Annotated in this window: 17 protein-coding genes; 5 read left to right on the top strand and 12 right to left on the bottom strand. The window is 68.0% G+C overall.

Annotated features, from left to right (window positions below):
- Positions 1-181 precede the first annotated feature (181 nt).
- The 4 genes from NM2_RS53370 to NM2_RS47295 form a co-directional block, all read right to left on the bottom strand.
- On the bottom strand, positions 182-409 hold the full coding sequence (locus NM2_RS53370) for a hypothetical protein (RefSeq protein ID WP_067666454.1): 228 nt from the start codon (positions 407-409) through the stop codon (positions 182-184).
- Between the two features lie 34 nt (positions 410-443).
- Positions 444-1,181, bottom strand: a complete 738-nt coding sequence (locus NM2_RS08745) for a TetR/AcrR family transcriptional regulator (protein WP_084530626.1) — start codon at positions 1,179-1,181, stop codon at positions 444-446.
- Positions 1,182-1,206: 25 nt separating this feature from the next.
- On the bottom strand, positions 1,207-1,572 hold the full coding sequence (locus NM2_RS08740; RefSeq protein ID WP_157120983.1) for an arsenate reductase family protein: 366 nt from the start codon (positions 1,570-1,572) through the stop codon (positions 1,207-1,209).
- A gap of 113 nt (positions 1,573-1,685) precedes the next feature.
- The gene (locus tag NM2_RS47295; RefSeq protein WP_084530625.1) at positions 1,686-4,022 is read right to left on the bottom strand and encodes a DEAD/DEAH box helicase; all 2,337 of its coding nucleotides are present in this window, start codon (positions 4,020-4,022) and stop codon (positions 1,686-1,688) included.
- 220 nt (positions 4,023-4,242) lie between these two features.
- Here NM2_RS47295 and NM2_RS08730 point away from each other — a divergent pair, with 220 nt between their 5' ends.
- Together NM2_RS08730 and NM2_RS08725 are read left to right on the top strand one after the other, a co-directional pair.
- Entirely contained in the window at positions 4,243-4,854 is a 612-nt protein-coding gene (locus tag NM2_RS08730) for a TetR/AcrR family transcriptional regulator (RefSeq protein WP_067666451.1), read from the top strand.
- Between the two features lie 108 nt (positions 4,855-4,962).
- Positions 4,963-6,534 carry an FAD-dependent monooxygenase gene (locus NM2_RS08725; protein WP_067666449.1) on the top strand — a complete coding sequence of 524 codons (1,572 nt, stop codon included), beginning with the start codon at positions 4,963-4,965 and terminating at the stop codon, positions 6,532-6,534.
- A gap of 38 nt (positions 6,535-6,572) precedes the next feature.
- Here the strand turns inward: NM2_RS08725 and NM2_RS48835 are convergent, their stop codons facing one another.
- From NM2_RS48835 to NM2_RS08710, 4 genes are all read right to left on the bottom strand, one after another.
- Positions 6,573-6,725: a hypothetical protein gene (locus tag NM2_RS48835; protein WP_157120982.1), complete on the bottom strand. Its 153-nt coding sequence runs from the start codon at positions 6,723-6,725 to the stop codon at positions 6,573-6,575.
- A 108-nt stretch (positions 6,726-6,833) separates the two neighbouring features.
- The gene (locus tag NM2_RS08720) at positions 6,834-7,214 is read right to left on the bottom strand and encodes a nitroreductase family deazaflavin-dependent oxidoreductase (RefSeq protein WP_067666448.1); all 381 of its coding nucleotides are present in this window, start codon (positions 7,212-7,214) and stop codon (positions 6,834-6,836) included.
- A 139-nt stretch (positions 7,215-7,353) separates the two neighbouring features.
- Positions 7,354-8,268: a 5-oxoprolinase subunit C family protein gene (locus tag NM2_RS08715; RefSeq protein WP_084530624.1), complete on the bottom strand. Its 915-nt coding sequence runs from the start codon at positions 8,266-8,268 to the stop codon at positions 7,354-7,356.
- The gene (locus NM2_RS08710) at positions 8,265-8,894 is read right to left on the bottom strand and encodes a 5-oxoprolinase subunit B family protein (RefSeq protein WP_067666524.1); all 630 of its coding nucleotides are present in this window, start codon (positions 8,892-8,894) and stop codon (positions 8,265-8,267) included. The genes NM2_RS08715 and NM2_RS08710 overlap by 4 nt, the downstream gene beginning before the upstream one ends.
- A gap of 210 nt (positions 8,895-9,104) precedes the next feature.
- Between NM2_RS08710 and NM2_RS08705 the strand changes: the two genes are divergently transcribed.
- Positions 9,105-9,635 (top strand): NUDIX hydrolase, encoded by a 531-nt coding sequence (locus NM2_RS08705; RefSeq protein ID WP_067666447.1) that lies wholly within the window; start codon positions 9,105-9,107, stop codon positions 9,633-9,635.
- A gap of 1 nt (position 9,636) precedes the next feature.
- Here NM2_RS08705 and NM2_RS08700 read toward each other — a convergent pair whose 3' ends face one another.
- Entirely contained in the window at positions 9,637-11,028 is a 1,392-nt protein-coding gene (locus tag NM2_RS08700; RefSeq protein WP_169816140.1) for an aspartate aminotransferase family protein, read from the bottom strand.
- Positions 11,029-11,213: 185 nt separating this feature from the next.
- On the opposite strand from NM2_RS08700, the gene NM2_RS08695 reads away from it, so the two are divergent.
- Complete coding sequence (locus NM2_RS08695) at positions 11,214-11,939, top strand: peptidylprolyl isomerase (RefSeq protein ID WP_281182420.1); 726 nt, start codon at positions 11,214-11,216, stop codon at positions 11,937-11,939.
- Here the strand turns inward: NM2_RS08695 and NM2_RS08690 are convergent.
- Both NM2_RS08690 and arc read right to left on the bottom strand, forming a co-directional pair.
- Complete coding sequence (locus NM2_RS08690; protein WP_157120981.1) at positions 11,923-12,246, bottom strand: hypothetical protein; 324 nt, start codon at positions 12,244-12,246, stop codon at positions 11,923-11,925. The genes NM2_RS08695 and NM2_RS08690 overlap by 17 nt on opposite strands.
- Before the next feature lie 388 nt (positions 12,247-12,634).
- On the bottom strand, positions 12,635-14,395 hold the full coding sequence (gene arc, locus NM2_RS08685; protein ID WP_067666445.1) for a proteasome ATPase: 1,761 nt from the start codon (positions 14,393-14,395) through the stop codon (positions 12,635-12,637).
- Positions 14,396-14,814: 419 nt separating this feature from the next.
- On the opposite strand from arc, the gene NM2_RS08680 reads away from it, so the two are divergent.
- Entirely contained in the window at positions 14,815-15,264 is a 450-nt protein-coding gene (locus NM2_RS08680) for an MTB12 C-terminal domain-containing protein (protein ID WP_067666443.1), read from the top strand.
- A gap of 18 nt (positions 15,265-15,282) precedes the next feature.
- Here NM2_RS08680 and NM2_RS08675 read toward each other — a convergent pair whose 3' ends face one another.
- Positions 15,283-16,116 carry a tRNA (adenine-N1)-methyltransferase gene (locus NM2_RS08675; RefSeq protein ID WP_067666441.1) on the bottom strand — a complete coding sequence of 278 codons (834 nt, stop codon included), beginning with the start codon at positions 16,114-16,116 and terminating at the stop codon, positions 15,283-15,285.
- Positions 16,117-16,147 lie beyond the last annotated feature (31 nt).

Below are 16,147 nucleotides of genomic sequence, written 5' to 3'. Positions count from 1 at the left end.
GTCCGCACTGCGACAGCGAATATCGCCGCCGCGGAGCGCGACGGACATTGTGCTCGGTTGTTCGTCCGGATCTCGATGTCGTCAGTAACGGGGGTGGATGCATGTCGATACCGGAGACCGGCGTCGTCGCCGACGATGCCCAGCAGGTCCCGCGGCCCGGCCGATGGCGCGGGGCGTCGACCTATGGGCCGGCCGGGTTGCTGGCGCTCGGGCTGATCTTCCAGGGGCAGCTCACCGGCTGGATCGGCGCCACCCCGAAACCGCGAACCGCCGCAACGGTTTTCACGGGCGTCTTCGTGCGGGCGGTGCCCTGCCTGGTGCTGGGTGTGCTGATCAGTGGCTCGATCGCGGCCTTCGTCTCACCGGAGTTGCCGCGAAAGTCGCTGCCGCGCAATCGAACCGCCGCCACCCGCCCGGGTCTACGGATAGCCGCGCGGATCCGCTCAGGATGCCGAACTCTCGGGACTGGCCAGCAGCACGGCGACGGGAGTGTCCCGGGCCAGCGGAACGCCGAGGCTGCGCGCATTGCCCTCGAACAGCGCCAGGACCGATTCGGTGAGAATGCCCTCGATCTGCTCGCAGCTCATCGCCGTCGCCGCATCCGCGCGCCAGCTGTTGACGACGCCGTCCACGAAACCGACCACGCCGAAGGCCATCGGCCGTGCGCTCGCCGGATCGATCCCGAATCGCGCCAGCGAGGAGGTGAACAGATCGGCCAGGCGTCCGCCGATCCGATCCCGGGCACCCGCGATGGCCTGAGACGAATCTCCCTGCGGCGCAATGCCGTCCAGGAACCTGTGCAGGCCGGGATGTCGATCGACCCACTCGACGTAGGTGCCGACCGCGCCACGCACCGCATCGCGCACAGTGCCGTCGGCTCGCAGCGCGGGCATCAACTCGTCCAGCAGTGATTCCAGGATTCGCCGACGGATCTGCTCGTCCAGATCGGCGCGACCGTCGAAATGCCGGTACACCACCGGGCGCGGCAGACGCAGCCGATCCGCGATCTGCTGAACGGAGATGTCCGCGCCGCACTCCTCGATCACCTCGATCGCGGCGTCCAGCACGGCGGCGCGGCGGCGTTCCTTGTGCCCGTTCCAGCGCGTGCTACGGCCGTCGACCGCCGCCCGCGCCCCCGGTGCGGTCCGCCGGGACGCGGACCTTCCACCGGTCTCGCTCACACCGCAACGATACTCAGGAGCCGATTCACAGCATCGACCGCAGCGACTGCTCGTCCCGGGCGACCACCGCACCGCGGCTGCCGGCCACGATCGGGCGCTGGATCAGCTTCGGGTGATGAGCCAGGGTCTCGATCCAGTGCTCCCGATCCTCGGGCGTGCGCGACCACCCGGCGATCCCGAGTTCCTTCGCCACATCCTCGCCCGTGCGCGTGATGTCCCACGGCTCGAGACCGAGACGGTCCAGCATCGCCCGGATCTCCGCCGCACTGGGCGCATCCTCGAGATAACGCCGCTCGGTATAGGAGATTCCGGCCTCGTCCAGCGCCTGCTTGGCCGCGCGGCTCTTGGAACAGCGCGGATTGTGCCAGATCTCCATCTGCTCGGATGTCATATTCGCACCCTAGCCCGGCGAGCAGCCCGTCCGGCAGTCCCGCATACCGATCCCGGCCGCGCACAGCTCAGCCGCGACGCCCGCCGCCGCTCGGCGGGAATCTCACCGAAGCGTCACGAACCGTTTCGCGCACCCTGGCGATGCCGCCGCCCCGGCGCGCCCGCACCGGACCGATCGGCCCCGGCCGAAGGCCCGTGCTGCGAACCCGACCGCTCGCGCCCGTTCCGCCCGGCGCCGCCCTTGCGCGCATCCTCGGTCGGCGTCGAATACGTGTGCCGCGCACCGGATTGCACATTCTCACTGCGCGCACCCCGCGAATCCTCACCGGATACCTTCCGGCGACGTCCCATACCATCACCGCGTTCAGTGTTCGAATACGACTCCCGCGCAGCGGATCTCACGGGGCGATCGCCCGATCCTCGACCGCCCTCGTTCCGCGAACCACGCCCCGAGTCGGCCCGCCCTCCCGACGAAACACCCTGCCGTGCACCGTATTCCCCGGCGTCGCGACCCGAAGGCTGCTCCCTGCCGCCCGCGCCTCGATCGGTGCGTCCGCCCGGATCCGCGACACCGTCGCGACCACGCCAGGAGCTCTTACCGGTCCGAGCCCTCTCGGCGCCGTCATCCGATGCGCGCGAACGAGGTTCGCCAACGCCGGAAATACCCTGCGGCGCATCACTGTTCGCTGTTTCACGACGCGCCCGCCGGACAGCCGGATCGGTCCCGCGCGAACCGTTGCCCGAGATTCGCGAGTCGAACCCGTCACCGGCCCAACTCCCCTGCGGCACATCACGGTTCGAGGCCTCGCGACGATCCTGGGGCGCGCCGGCGTCCCGCTTCGCGCCGCGCCGGCGCGGGCCGCCGGGACGCGTGTCGGCCGAGTAAGCCTGTCCGCCCGAGGTCTGCGCGGATTCGACACGTCGGCGTTGCCCGGTCCTGTCGCTGTCCGAACCAGCGGCTCCAGCACGACCGGCGACCGACTGCGCGGCGGCACCGGCCTTCGCCCCACGGCCGTTCCGGGTAGGCGCATCGGCTTCCGCGCCGTTGCGTCCCTTTCGCCCCGGAGAGTCCGTCCGAGCGCCGGAACGTCTTGTCCGAGTGGAGGTTCCACCGACGCTGGACGCCTTCTCGGTGGCAGACGACGGCACGACCACCGGAGCGATGACGCCGACCAGGGCGCCAACCGCTCGCGAATCCGCGGTCACAGACTGCGGACGAACGGTGATGGCCGCCTTGCGCAGCAGGGCCGCGGTGTCCTTGCGCTGCTCGGGCAGGACCAGGGTGACCACATCGCCGGCGCTTCCCGCGCGAGCGGTACGGCCGGACCGGTGCAGATACGCCTTGTGTTCGGCGGGCGGATCCACGTGCACCACGAGTTCGACGCCGTCCACGTGCACACCGCGCGCGGCGACGTCGGTGGCCACCAGAACCCTCGCGGCGCCCTCGGCGAAGGCCGCCAGATTGCGGTCGCGGGCGTTCTGGGCCAGGTTGCCGTGCAGATCGACCGCCGGAATACCTTCCGCGGTCAGCGTTTTCGCGAGCTTTCGAGCCTGATGCTTGGTTCGCATGAACAGGATTCGCCGACCGCTGCCCGAGGCCAGCGCGCGGACCACGTCCTTCTTCACCGCCGGACTCGAGACCTCGAAGACGTGGTGCGTCATCGCGGCAACCGGCGAGTGCGCCTCGTCCACCGAGTGCAGCACCGCATCGGGCAGGAAGCGTTTCACCAGTTTGTCCACGCCGTTGTCCAGGGTCGCTGAGAACAGCAACCGCTGCCCGCTCGCCGGTGTCGCGGCGAGAATCCGGGTGACTCCGGGCAGGAAGCCCAGATCGGCCATGTGATCGGCCTCATCGATGACGGTGATCCCGACATTGCCGAGGTTCACCAGCCCCTGCCGCATCAGATCCTCGAGCCGCCCCGGGCAGGCCACGACGATGTCCGCACCCGCTGCCAGCGCTTTGACCTGGCGGTTCTGCGAGACGCCGCCGAATACGGTGGTGACGGTCATCGAGTAGGCCGCGACCAGCGGCTCGAGCGCGGTCGCGATCTGGGTGGCGAGCTCCCGGGTCGGAGCGAGGATCAGCCCGGCGGGACGATGCCGACCGGCGGTGCCGGCCAGATCGGTCGCGAGCCGAGCCACGACGGGAATGGCGAATGCCAGCGTCTTACCGCTGCCGGTCTTGCCACGGCCCAGCACGTCGCGACCAGCGAGAGTGTCCGGCAGGGTGTCGGCCTGAATGGGGAACGGCGCGGCGATACCGGCGTCCCGCAGGGCCCCCACCAGCGCAGACGGTACGCCGAGCGCGGCGAAGGACGTGGTCACGGCAGCGCCGGACACGGATTCGGTCGAGTTCACAGAGATACTGATGTCTTTCGAACAGGGTGCCCGCGACGCGGCGAAATCCTGATTCGCGCGGGGCACACGGTGGCGAGATGGCCGATGGGCCATATCGATCGCCGCAAGGAGAGCCGGTGCCACAGCGCTGGTACGCGGTGAGAGCAATCTACGACGCCGGATACGGGCGAACCGCATCCGGTGATCATGGTAGCCCAGGTAGTGCCCCCTGAACGATTCGGTGTAGCGACCATCACGAATTTTTCTGCCCGATGGGTAATTTTTCCCGTCGCGCACTCTTGCCCAGTGGGCACTTTTCCGTCAGACTGGATGCATGACCGACGAACAGTCCCTCGGACTTCGGGAACGCAAGAAGCTCGACACCCGCAGGGCGTTGAGCGATGCGGCACTCGAGCTGATGTTCGAACGCGGTCTGGAAAACGTTGTCCGGGAGGACATCGCCGGGCGGGCCGGGGTTTCGGTCCGCACCTTCAACAACTACTTCTCCAGCAAGTTCGAGGCGCTGGCCTATCGGCAGATCGAACGTATGCGGCGTGCCGCGGAAATACTGCGCGCCCGTCCCGCCGACGAGCCGCTCTGGACCGCGATCACCGAGTCGGTGATCGCCCCGTACGAGGCCGACGGCGTGGGATGGGGGCCGCCCTCCCCCGCCATCCTCGCCGAGAACCGCAAACTGCTCGCCTCACCGGAGATGTTCGCCGCCTTCGTGCACGGCACCGGCGACGAGCTGGCCACCGCGGTGGCCGCACGCACCGGCACCACGCTTGCCGACCTATACCCGAAACTGGTCGCGGCGGCGGTCAACGCCGCCTGCACCGCTGCGATCGACGTCTACGTTCACAGCGACCCGCCCGAGATCGTGACCACGATCCTGCGCCGGGCCCTGACCGAAATCGCCCGGGGGCTACCGGACCCGAGCGTCTGACCCACCGGTAACCGAAAGCCACACAGCGGTAGCGCATTCGGCGCTTCCGCGATTCACCGCACCCTTCTCCACCGAGAAGCCAGCCATATCGACAGGGGTTGATTCATCATGTCCGAAACAGCAACCGACGTAATCGTTTCCGGCGCCGGACCGAACGGCCTGATGCTGGCCTGCGAACTCGCCCTGGCGGGTATCCGGCCGATCGTGCTGGACCCGCTCGCCGGGCCGAGTCCCGAGCCCAAGGCGAACGGCCTGATCGGTCAGGTGGTCCGGATGATGGACATCCGAGGGTTGTTCTCCCCCAATGAATTCGAGATCTTCGATCCCTCCCGGGCCGAACACCCCGAACCGCTTCCGCATTACATGTTCAGCGGAATGACGCTGGAATTGGGTGCGCTACCGAACAATCCGATGTACGGCTGGTCGATCCCCCAGCCACGCCTGATCGAACTACTGGCCGCTCGCGCCGGGGAACTCGGCGTGCGGATCCGATGGGGCAACCAGCTCAACGACTTTCACACGGACGGGGACCGGGTCGTCGCGACGGTGACGGGACCCGAGGGGCCCTATCAGATCACCTCGCGGTACCTGGTCGGCGCGGACGGCGGAAAGAGCCTGGTGCGCAAGCGACTCGGGATCGCGTTCCAGGGCACCAGCTCCGACGATCGCATCACCCGCTTCGCACATGCCCATGTCCCGGAAGAGCTGCGGACCGCGGACGGCGGGATCGAGATCCCCGGTGCGGGCCGATTCGCCTTCGGCCACAACCGGGTCGAGCGCGGCATGTTCGTCTACGCCGAGCTGATTCCCGGACGTCCGATGATCGGCGTGACCGAGCACGGCTGTGCTCCCGTCGCGGACGACGAGCCGGTGACGTTCGACGAGGTACATCGGGCGGTCGAGCGAGTCCTCGGTGTTCCGGTGCCGATCGAGCCGCCCACAGGTCCGGGCCCACATGCGTTGCGCCGCACGGTCGGTCAGAACACCCTGCTCGCCGAGCACTATCGGCAGGGCCGTGTGCTGCTGCTGGGCGACTCGGCACACGTCCACTCGGCGATGGGCGGGCCGGGGTTGAATCTGGGCCTGCAGGACGCGTTCAATCTGGGGTGGAAGCTGGGCTCGGTAGTACGCGGTGACGCACCCGAGGATCTGCTGAATACCTATGAGAGCGAACGTCATCCGGTCGCCGAGCGGGTCATGATGCACAGCCTCTCGCAGACCGCGCTGATCGCACCCGGGCCCGAGGTGACCGCACTGCGCGAACTCTTCGGCGAACTCATGCAGCTGCCCGAGGTCGCGAACCATCTCGCGAATCTGCTTGCCGGATCCGATGTTCGGTACGCGATCGGCGACGACCATCCGCTCTCCGGCCGTCTGGTGCCCGATCTCACCGTGACGACCGAGAACGGACCGGTTCGCGTCGCCGAACTGTTGCGCACGGCACGTCCGATCCTGCTCGATCTGTCCGGCGGCGCGGCCGCACACGCACGCGAATGGGCCGAGCGCGTCGACATCGTCACCGCCACCGCGGACCACGCGCCCGCCGCGGCGCTGCTGATCCGGCCGGACGGCTATGTCGCCTGGGCCGCAACCGGTTCCGAGATCGATGCCGACGGTCTGCGCGACGCGCTGACCCGTTGGTTCGGGCCTGCCCGCGCGCTTGCCGAGGTGACGGACTGACATGTCAGGGAGGCATCGTCGGCGACGATGCCTCCCGCTCACAGATGCGTCCAGTGCGGCCACACGCCGATCGGCTCGACGTGACCGAAATCGCTCCGCAACGCCGCCTCGGAACTGCCGACCGCGATGACCGCGGCGGCATCGTGTCCTCGACGCGATCGAGTCGTGACCAGCCTCACGGCGCCCCGCACCGCATCTCATCCTCGCTGTCGACGAAATCCACTACCGGACAACATCTTCGCGCCCGGCTCGATACGGGACCGTCTCGCGGCGATCAGACCGGTGGTTCTTCCGGGGCGCTACGGCGCGGGATGTGCCTCGACGTAGCAGTCCGCGGACAGGGTGTGCAACATCTGCCGCACACCGATCGGGGCCCAGCCGACCTCGGCATCGTGCCGCACCACCGGGTCGGTGAGCGCGATGGTGCGTCCGTCGAGCTCGAGTTCGAATTCACCAGCGGCGAGAATATTCTTGAGCCAGTCGACATCCCGGCCGTAGGAGAGTGCGATGCGGTACGCCCCATCACGGCTGAACACCGTCACCGGCGTGTGATACTCGCGGCCCGACTTACGACCCCGATGCACGAGCACGCCGAGTCCGGGCATCCGCCCGGCAACCAGGCCGGCGACCGGATTGGTAACCCGCCGATTGAACCTGGCCAAAGCCCGCGGCAACGGCATTGTCGTCCCCTTCTCGAGATTCCTGCGCTCACAGGCTACGCGCGAAGCCCCGCAGCCGCGCGCCATGATCGAAAACGCATCGCACACGAAACGGAACCGACACGACCCGGGTAACGCCGAGACCGGTGCGCGACGCGATTCACCCACGCACGAATCGGATCCGGCGACCCGGGCGGGCTTGGGCCAGCGCGTCGACATCGGCATCCAGCACCGTGCCGATCACCGGATAGCCGCCGGTGATCGGGTGGTCGGCGAGAAATACGACCGGCTGACCGGATGGCGGCACCTGGATCGCGCCCAGGGGCATCCCCTCGGTGGGGAGTTCGGCGTCGTCGACTCGGGTCAGCGGCGGGCGGCTCGGGTCCCCCTCGAGTCGGATGCCCACTCGATCGGTGTCGGGGCTCACCCGCCAGTGTCCGGCGAAGAGGTTCTCGGGACGGACGTACCAATCCTCACGCGGGCCCAGCAGCGCCCGCACGGTGAGCACATCGGCGGTCAGGGGCGCGACCGGGGCGACGTCGACCTCCGGCCAGCGCCGCGGCGGCGGGCCGACCGGCAGGACGTCCGATGCCCGCAGCGGTTCGGGCCCGATCCCCGCGAGGGTGTCACGACTGCGCGAGCCGAGCACCGGCGGCACCGCAATACCCCCTCGCACGGCCACGTAGCTGCGCAGACCGGTCCCGGACATGCCCAGTTTCAGACGCTGACCGGGCTGCGGACGCAGCACCGCCGAATGAGCGGCCGGACGCCCGTCCAGGGTGATCGGCGCGGGCGCTCCGGTGACCGCGACGACGGTCGGCACCCCGAACTCCAGAACAAGCCCGCCCAGCAGACATTCGATCGCCGCGACGGATTCGTCGTTGCCGACCAGCCGGTTGGCCAGCGTGAACGAGCGCCGATCGGCCGCTCCGGAAACGCCGACACCGGCATGGAACCATCCCGGACGACCCGAATCCTGGATGGTGCTGAGCATTCCGGGCTCGACCACCCGCAGTACGGCCGTCGCCGGACCGTCCGGCGTGGCCGGATACAGCAGCGAGGTATGCCGCGTCATGCGGTGCTCTTCTCGGCGGTGAAGCGCACCCGGGTCCCGGGACGCAGCAGCGCGGGCTCACGCCGGTCCAGATCCCACAGCGTCGCCGTCGTCCTGCCGATGATCCGCCAGCCGCCCGGTGAGCTACGCGGATAGACGGCGCTGTATCCACCGGCAAGGGCGACCGCACCGGCGGGTACCGCCGTACGCGACTGCTCGTGACGCGGCACCGTCAACTGCGCCCCAGGCGCTTCGAGATATCCGAATCCGGGTGCGAAGCCGATGAAGGCGCACCGCCACTGCGCACCGGTGTGCCTGGCGATCAACTCCGGCTCGGAGATGCCGAGCAGCGCCGCGGTCTCCGCGAGGTCGACACCGTCGTAGCGCACCGGGATCTCCACGAGCGCAACATCTTTCGCGTCCCCGCCCGCTCGCTCCGACACCGCGGAGAACGCGGTGCGCAGCCGGCGGGTCAGCACCGCCGCATCGACACCGGGACGCAGCGTGATCAGTACCGTGCGCGCGGCGGGGAGGATGTCGCTCACTCCCGCGACGGGCTCGTCTCGCAGATAATCGATCACCCCGGCCAACTCGGCCCGATCGGACGGTTCGACCAGTAGCGCCCGATCCCCGGCCTGCCGGATCATCACCCGGGCCTCGTGCACCGCATCGCTGCTCGGATCGACCGCCACCACCCGCCTCCTTCATCATCGAATCCCACTACCGCACACCAGCGTGTGGTGACCGACAGCCCGGTCATAATGCCCACTCGGACCCCTCCGAGACGAACTGCGGCGACGGTTTCAGTGTATATATGCTGGCCTACCGAAAACCGACTTCCGACGAGGGCGAATCCGATGGGTGAGGTGATCGCGGTCTACGATCGCGCCGGGCAGGAGATCGGCAGCGCCGAACGTTCGGCGGTCTACGCGCGGGGGCTGTGGCACGCCAGCGCGGGCGTCCTGGTCCGATCCGGCGACGGCGACCGCGTCTACGTGCACCGCCGCACCGAGACCAAGGCCGTGTTCGCCGGGATGCACGATTGCCTGGCCGGGGGCGTGCTGGGCCCGGGTGAGGATCCGGCCGACGCGGCGGTCCGTGAACTCGGCGAGGAACTCGGAATCATCCTGGGCGACAACGGTTCCCGTCCACTCCCCCGCGCCCGTGTCAGCTGGGACGGCGAATGGCTCGGCACACCCATGCGCTGCCACCTGTTCGCCTACGAAATCCGGTACGACGGCCCGATCCGGCATCAGCCCGAGGAGATCTCCGACGGCTGGTGGTGGACCGACGCGGAACTGCGTGCTCACCTGGACGATCCCGCCTGGCCGTTCGTCCCCGACACCCGTGTGCTGCTCGAGGACCTGCTCCGCCCGGCGACCCCGTAGCTCACCCGGCGAAGGAGTCGGCCACCGCCAGCACCTCGTCGAGAATCTCTATCCCCGTTCGCAATTCGTCGGCCGAGGTGGTCAGTGGCGGCGCGATCTGCAGGCGATTCGCGGCGACGAACGGCCACAGTCCGCGCTCCTTGGCCGCGGCTGTGACACGGTTCATCGGTTCCGCGGCGGCACTCCCCGCGGCGAAGGGCACCAGCGGCTCGCGAGTGCCCGGATCACGGACCAGCTCCAGGGCCCAGAAGAATCCCATACCACGCACCTCGCCGACCGAGAGATGCCGAGAAGCCAACTCGCGCAATCCCTTTCCGAGCACATCGGCACCGACCGACCGGACGTGGTCCAGGATGCCCTCCCGTTCGAAGACCTCGATCGAGGCCACCCCGGCCGCGCACGCCAGCGGATGGCCCGCGTAGGTGAGGCCGCCGGGGTAGACGGTGTCGTCGTACCGTGCCGCGATCGACTCGGCGATGAGGACCCCGCCGAGGGGCACATAACCGGAGTTCACGCCCTTGGCGAAGGTGATCAGATCGGGCGCGACGTCGAAGGCCTGAACCGCGAACCACTCACCCACGCGGCCGAATCCGGCCATCACCTCATCGGCGATGTAGACGATCCCGAACTCGTCGCACAGTTCCCGCACACCGGCCAGATATCCCGGCGGCGGCACCAGCACGCCGTTCGTGCCGACCACCGACTCCAGGATCAGCCCCGCGATATGTTGCGGCCCTTCGAGTTCGATCACCTGACGCAGATGCCGCAGCGCCGCGGCGGCCTCCTCCTCGGGAGTGGAGGTCTGCCAGGCGGAGCGATACGGATACGGGCCGAAGAACCGGACCACATCCACATTCGTCGGCTCCGCACCCCAGCGACGCGGCTCACCGGTCAGACCGATCGCCACACCCGTACCGCCGTGATAGGAGCGGTAGGCCGAGAGCATCTTCGTGCGCCCGGTGTAGCTGCGCGCCAATCGCACCGCATGTTCGACCGCCTCCGCGCCACCGGTGGTGAACAGCACGCGGTTCAGCTGCCCGGGTGCGCGTTCGACGATCAGGCGGGCCAGCTCGCTGCGCACCTCGTTGCCGACGGTCGGCGAGATGGTCGTCAGCGTCTGGGCCTGCGCCACGATCGCGGCCACCACATCGGGATGCTGATGGCCGATGTTGACGTTCACCAACTGGGAGGAGAAGTCCAGATAGCGTCTGCCGTCGGCGTCCCAGAACCAGGACCCCGAAGCGCCCGTGATCGGCACGGGATTCACTCCCGCCTGGGCACTCCACGGATAGAAGACGTGGTCCACCGGCAACCTCCCTCGATCGGGCCGCCGCACGCCAGCCGCGTCCTTCGCGCGCACGGCACACTCCTGTTCGTGATCAAACCAGATCATCGGACACCGCGTCCCGGGTTCGTTCCGATCGCCCGTATTCTGCTCGCTTTCGGTTTGATCACCGGGACAACGGGTACCAGCTACCGCAACGGACGGTCCGTCCACTCACGCGGACATTCGTCGGCCGCCGTGGCAAGATGCGCGGCAGCCTGCCGCATCCGATGTTACGAAGGAGTCACCCCCCGGTGAACAGCGTTCCACAGCACCAGCAGCTCGACGCCGAACGGCCGTCGCGCCGAATTCATCTGCGGCGCACCATGATACGGCGAATCGGCCTCGTTGCCGCCGGTCTGTCGCTGACACTGTTCGGCACCGGGCAGGCGCTCGCGGCGCCCACGCCCGTGCATACGGGCGCACCCGGGTGCATGAACGCGGGCCCCGCCAAGTCCAACGGCAAGCAGTGGCCCGCCGCACCGGCCATGACGATCAACCAGAAGGCGTCGTACACCGCGACCCTCGAAACCAACTGCGGCACCATCACCGCCAAGCTCGACGCCGCCAAGGCGCCGCGGACGGTCAATTCCTTCGTCTTCCTCGCCGGACAGCAGTTCTTCGACCACACCCGCTGCCACCGCCTGACCACCGAGGGCATCTTCGTGCTCCAGTGCGGCGATCCGACCGGCACCGGCCGCGGCGGGCCGGGCTACAAGTTCCCCGATGAGAATCTCGCCGGCGCCACCTATCCGGCGGGCACCCTCGCGATGGCCAACGCCGGGCCGAACACCAACGGCAGCCAGTTCTTCCTGGTCTACAAGAACTCCCAGCTCCCGCCCAACTACACCCCGTTCGGCCGCATCACCGGCGGTACGGACGTCCTGCAGAACATCGCCGCCGGCGGCACCAAGGACAGCTCCGGCGACGGCGCGCCGGCCACCGATATCGTCCTGCAGTCGGTCACCACGCACCCCTGATCGCGGTGCTGCCGGACCCGGTTGCCCCGGGTCCGGCAGCGCTATCCGGCCCCCAGAGGTACGGCACGAGCCACTCGACCTGCATATCCAGCGCGGTCACCACACCCGCCCACACCAGCGAGTCCCTGCGGACGCGAACCCACCGGATCACCAGCCAGCAGATCACCACCCACGACGCGGTGTCGACGACATTGGCGAACAGCTCACCGCCCTGCGGCAGGAGGAACGGCGCGACGGCGTAGGCAGTCGCCGCCGGCACCTGCGCCCATCGCGCCCCATCGAACTCACGCACGATCCGGGTGGTCACCGATCGCCACGAGAGTGACCAGCACTGCCGGAATACGCAGCGCGACAACCGATCCCGGCGCGATCAGATCCATCAGCCGCGCGATGGCGGGCAGCGCCGGACCCTGGTCCGCATAAACTCACCGCGAGCCTGCGCACCGAAGGAGCCGTAGCGCCCGGTCGACAGCCCGAGCGCGATCGCCGAGACGACGACCACCGCCGTGAATCCCGCAATCGCGAACCGCGGCGGTTCCGCACACGAATCACCTTGCCTCCACCTCGACCGCGGCCGCGATGATCTGGCGGCGGCGCGCCTCCTCGATGGAGGACCGCTGCTGGCCGCCTGGGTACCCGTGACACGACCGGGGGCCGCGATCCGTTCGGATCGCGGCCCCCGGCGTGTGCGAAATCTACAGGTACTGACCCGTATTCGACTCGGTGTCGATGGCGCGGCTGGCGGAGGCGTTCTTGCCGGTGACCAGCGTGCGGATGTAGACGATCCGCTCGCCCTTCTTGCCCGAGATGCGAGCCCAGTCATCGGGATTCGTGGTGTTGGGCAGGTCCTCGTTCTCGGAGAACTCGTCCACGATCGAATCGAACAGGTGCTGGATGCGCAGGCCCGGGCTGCCGGTGTCGAGCACGGACTTGATCGCGTACTTCTTCGAGCGGTCCACGATGTTCTGGATCATGGCGCCGGAGTTGAAGTCCTTGAAGTACAGGACCTCCTTGTCACCGTTGGCGTAGGTGACCTCCAGGAACCGGTTGTCCTCGCTCTCGGCGTACATGCGATCGACGACCCGTTCGATCATCGTCTGCACGCACTTGACCCGATCGCCGCCGAATTCGGCGAGGTCGTCGGCGTGCACCGGCAGCGTCTCGGTGAGGTACTTGGAGAAGATGTCCTGTGCCGCCTCGGCGTCCGGCCGCTCGATCTTGATCTTCACATCGAGACGTCCGGGCCGCAGGATGGCCGGGTCGATCATGTCCTCGCGGTTGGACGCACCGATCACGATGACGTTCTCCAGGCCCTCCACGCCGTCGATCTCCGACAGCAGCTGCGGCACGACGGTGGTCTCCACGTCCGAGGAGACACCCGAACCGCGGGTGCGGAAGATCGAGTCCATCTCGTCGAAGAACACGATCACCGGGGTGCCCTCGGATGCCTTCTCCCGCGCCCGCTGGAAGATGATCCGGATGTGCCGCTCGGTCTCGCCGACGAACTTGTTCAGCAGTTCGGGGCCCTTGATGTTGAGGAAGAACGACTTGGCTTCCTTGGCGTCCTCACCGCGGGCCTCGGCGATCTTCTTGGCCAGGGAGTTCGCGACCGCCTTGGCGATCAGCGTCTTACCGCATCCGGGCGGGCCGTACAGCAGCACACCCTTGGGCGGCCGCAGCGCGTACTCGCGGAACAGATCCTTGTGCAGGAAGGGCAGCTCCACCGCGTCGCGGATCTGCTCGATCTGGCGACCCAGGCCACCGATGTCCTCGTAGCCGACGTCGGGCACCTCCTCGAGCACGAGATCCTCGACCTCGGCCTTGGGGATGCGCTCGAAGGCGAAACCGGCCTTGGTGTCGACCAGCAGCGAATCGCCCGCGCGCAGCCGGCGCACCGGACGGTCCGGATCCTCCACGTCGTCGACGTCAACCAGGGCGGTGAGCGGGCCCGAGAGCCACACCACGCGCTCCTCGTCGGCATGCCCGACCACCAGGGCCCGGCGACCGTCGTCGAGAATCTCGCGCAGGGTGCCGAGCTCACCGATCTGGTCGAAATGACCGGCCTCCACCACGGTCAGCGCCTCGTTCAACCGCACGCTCTGCCCGTAGTGCAACTCGGAGGTGTCGATATTGGGTGAACACGTCAGCCGCATCTTGCGCCCGGAGGTGTACACGTCGACCGTCTGATCCTCGTAGACGCTGATCAGAATGCCGTAGCCACTCGGTGGCTGACCCAGCCGATCGACTTCCTCACGCAAGGCCACCAACTGCTGGCGCGCCTCTTTGAGCGTGTCCATCAGCTTGGTATTGCGAATTGTCAGCGAATCGACGCGCGCTTCCAATTCTCTTGTGCGATCCGGCGAGTCGGCGAGTTGCCTCCGGAGTGCAGCCGCCTCGGCGCGGACCGCCTCGAGCTCTCTCCAGGCCGCCGAGTCCGAATTCTCGATGGGGCTCATGATGCTGCTCCTCCCAGTCCCGGTCTATCAACGCTACCGGGCCCGAACCGTTCTCGCTTTCCGACATGGTTTCGTCGTGATCACATCTGGGCTGCGTTCTCCGGCTGGTCAAGCAGTTAGCCAAGCCTGACCGACCGCTTCCGACGCGTTGATTCGCCGGATCCGAGCCGAGTGATACGGACCGGTGCTCCTTTCACCGGTCGTACTGTTGTAGCAGTAACGTCGCGCGGACCGTATCTGTTTCCGTGGCTACCGCATGCACGGCCCGAAGCGTTACGACTATCACAGCATCGACCACCGACACATTCGGCCGAATCGCTCCGACACGTGGGAATCAGTACCCGGCGGTCACTTCCGTCGGCAATTAGGCTACCCTTAGTTTCGTTGTTCGGAAACAGACTGAAAGGCATTCGCTTCATATGCTTGCCCAGACCCGCGGCCGTATCGCCACCAGAACCCTCCGCACCGCCGCGACCAGCGCATTCGCCGCAGCCGCGGTAATCGGAGGCAGCGCGATCGCCGCCGCCGACGCGCCCGCTCCCGCGCCCCAGGAGCTGCAGAGCAGCCTGAATCAGTTCGTCGATCCGGGCATTCCGGCCGCGGCCAAGACCAAACTGATCGTCGGCGGCGACCGGCGCCAGGGCAATATCGAGAAGATGAACAAGGGCCTGGCCAACTACGGCAAGGTCGGGTTCACCGTCTCCAACGTGCAGTCCAAGGGCGACACCGCCAATGCGCAGGTCGCGATCTCCTCGCCGCACGGAACCATGCCCGGCGTGCCGATGACCTGGCAGCACACCGCTGCGGGCTGGCAGATCTCGGACGGCACCGCGTGTGTGATCCTGGCCATGGGCAAGGCGCCCTGCTGAGCTGCCCGCCGAATCCGATCAACCCTTCGAGGGGCGGCGCTGCGGCTTGGGCGCGACCACGCCGTCGGCCAGACGCCGCGCGCTGATCAGGAACGCGGTGTGGCCCTGCATGCGATGTTCCGGGCGGACCGCCAGGCCCACCACATGCCAGGGCCGCACCAGCGACTCCCAGGCCCGCGGTTCGGTCCAGCATTGTTGCTGCCGAAGCGCCTCGACCGTTTCCGAGAGCTGCGTCACGGTCGCCACGTAGACGATGAGCACGCCGCCGGGAATCAGCGCCTTGGCCACCGCGGGCAGCGCGTCCCAGGGCTTGAGCATGTCCAGCACGGCACGATCGACCTGCTCGCCGTCGTAGTCGGCGACGTCACCGAGCGTCAGCGACCAGTTAGCTGGACGTTCGCCGAAGAATCGTTCGACATTGCGGATCGCGTGTTCGGCGTGATCGTCGCGGATCTCGTACGACAGGACCTGTCCCTCCGGGCCCACCGCGCGCAGCAGCGAGCACGTCAGCGCGCCGGATCCCGCGCCCGCCTCCAGCACGCGCGCGCCGGGGAACACATCACCCTCGTGCACGATCTGCGCGGCGTCCTTGGGATAGATCACCGCCGCACCGCGCGGCATCGACAGCACGTAGTCGACCAGCAGCGGGCGCAGCGCGAGATACGGTGTGCCGTTGGCGGATTGGACCACGGTGCCCTCGTCGGCGCCGATCAGGTCGTCATGGCGGATCTGGCCCTTGTGGGTGTGGAATTCCTTGCCCGGGTCCAGCACGACCGTGTGCTGGCGGCCCTTGGCGTCGGTCAGCTGCACCCGGTCACCCTCGGTGAATGGACCGGTCCGTCTGGCCGTCATGGATCTCCGTTCTTCTGCGACTTCTCACAAC

The organism is Nocardia miyunensis NBRC 108239, from assembly GCF_001613065.1.
Classification (GTDB): domain Bacteria; phylum Actinomycetota; class Actinomycetes; order Mycobacteriales; family Mycobacteriaceae; genus Nocardia; species Nocardia miyunensis.
Note: the sequence above shows the minus strand (reverse complement) of the source record. Positions and strands in the feature narration are given on the sequence as shown.

Excerpts from the sequence above, each read along its gene's own strand:
- NM2_RS08740 (WP_157120983.1), bottom strand. The coding sequence starts at position 1,572 with ATGACATCCGAGCAGATGGAGATCTGGCACAATCCGCGCTGTTCCAAG.
- NM2_RS47295 (WP_084530625.1), bottom strand. The coding sequence starts at position 4,022 with ATGGCCCATCGGCCATCTCGCCACCGTGTGCCCCGCGCGAATCAGGAT.
- NM2_RS08730 (WP_067666451.1), top strand. The coding sequence starts at position 4,243 with ATGACCGACGAACAGTCCCTCGGACTTCGGGAACGCAAGAAGCTCGAC.
- NM2_RS08725 (WP_067666449.1), top strand. The coding sequence starts at position 4,963 with ATGTCCGAAACAGCAACCGACGTAATCGTTTCCGGCGCCGGACCGAAC.
- NM2_RS08720 (WP_067666448.1), bottom strand. The coding sequence starts at position 7,214 with ATGCCGTTGCCGCGGGCTTTGGCCAGGTTCAATCGGCGGGTTACCAAT.
- NM2_RS08715 (WP_084530624.1), bottom strand. The coding sequence starts at position 8,268 with ATGACGCGGCATACCTCGCTGCTGTATCCGGCCACGCCGGACGGTCCG.
- NM2_RS08710 (WP_067666524.1), bottom strand. The coding sequence starts at position 8,894 with ATGATCCGGCAGGCCGGGGATCGGGCGCTACTGGTCGAACCGTCCGAT.
- NM2_RS08705 (WP_067666447.1), top strand. The coding sequence starts at position 9,105 with ATGGGTGAGGTGATCGCGGTCTACGATCGCGCCGGGCAGGAGATCGGC.
- NM2_RS08700 (WP_169816140.1), bottom strand. The coding sequence starts at position 11,028 with ATGATCTGGTTTGATCACGAACAGGAGTGTGCCGTGCGCGCGAAGGAC.
- arc (WP_067666445.1), bottom strand. The coding sequence starts at position 14,395 with ATGAGCCCCATCGAGAATTCGGACTCGGCGGCCTGGAGAGAGCTCGAG.
- NM2_RS08680 (WP_067666443.1), top strand. The coding sequence starts at position 14,815 with ATGCTTGCCCAGACCCGCGGCCGTATCGCCACCAGAACCCTCCGCACC.
- NM2_RS08675 (WP_067666441.1), bottom strand. The coding sequence starts at position 16,116 with ATGACGGCCAGACGGACCGGTCCATTCACCGAGGGTGACCGGGTGCAG.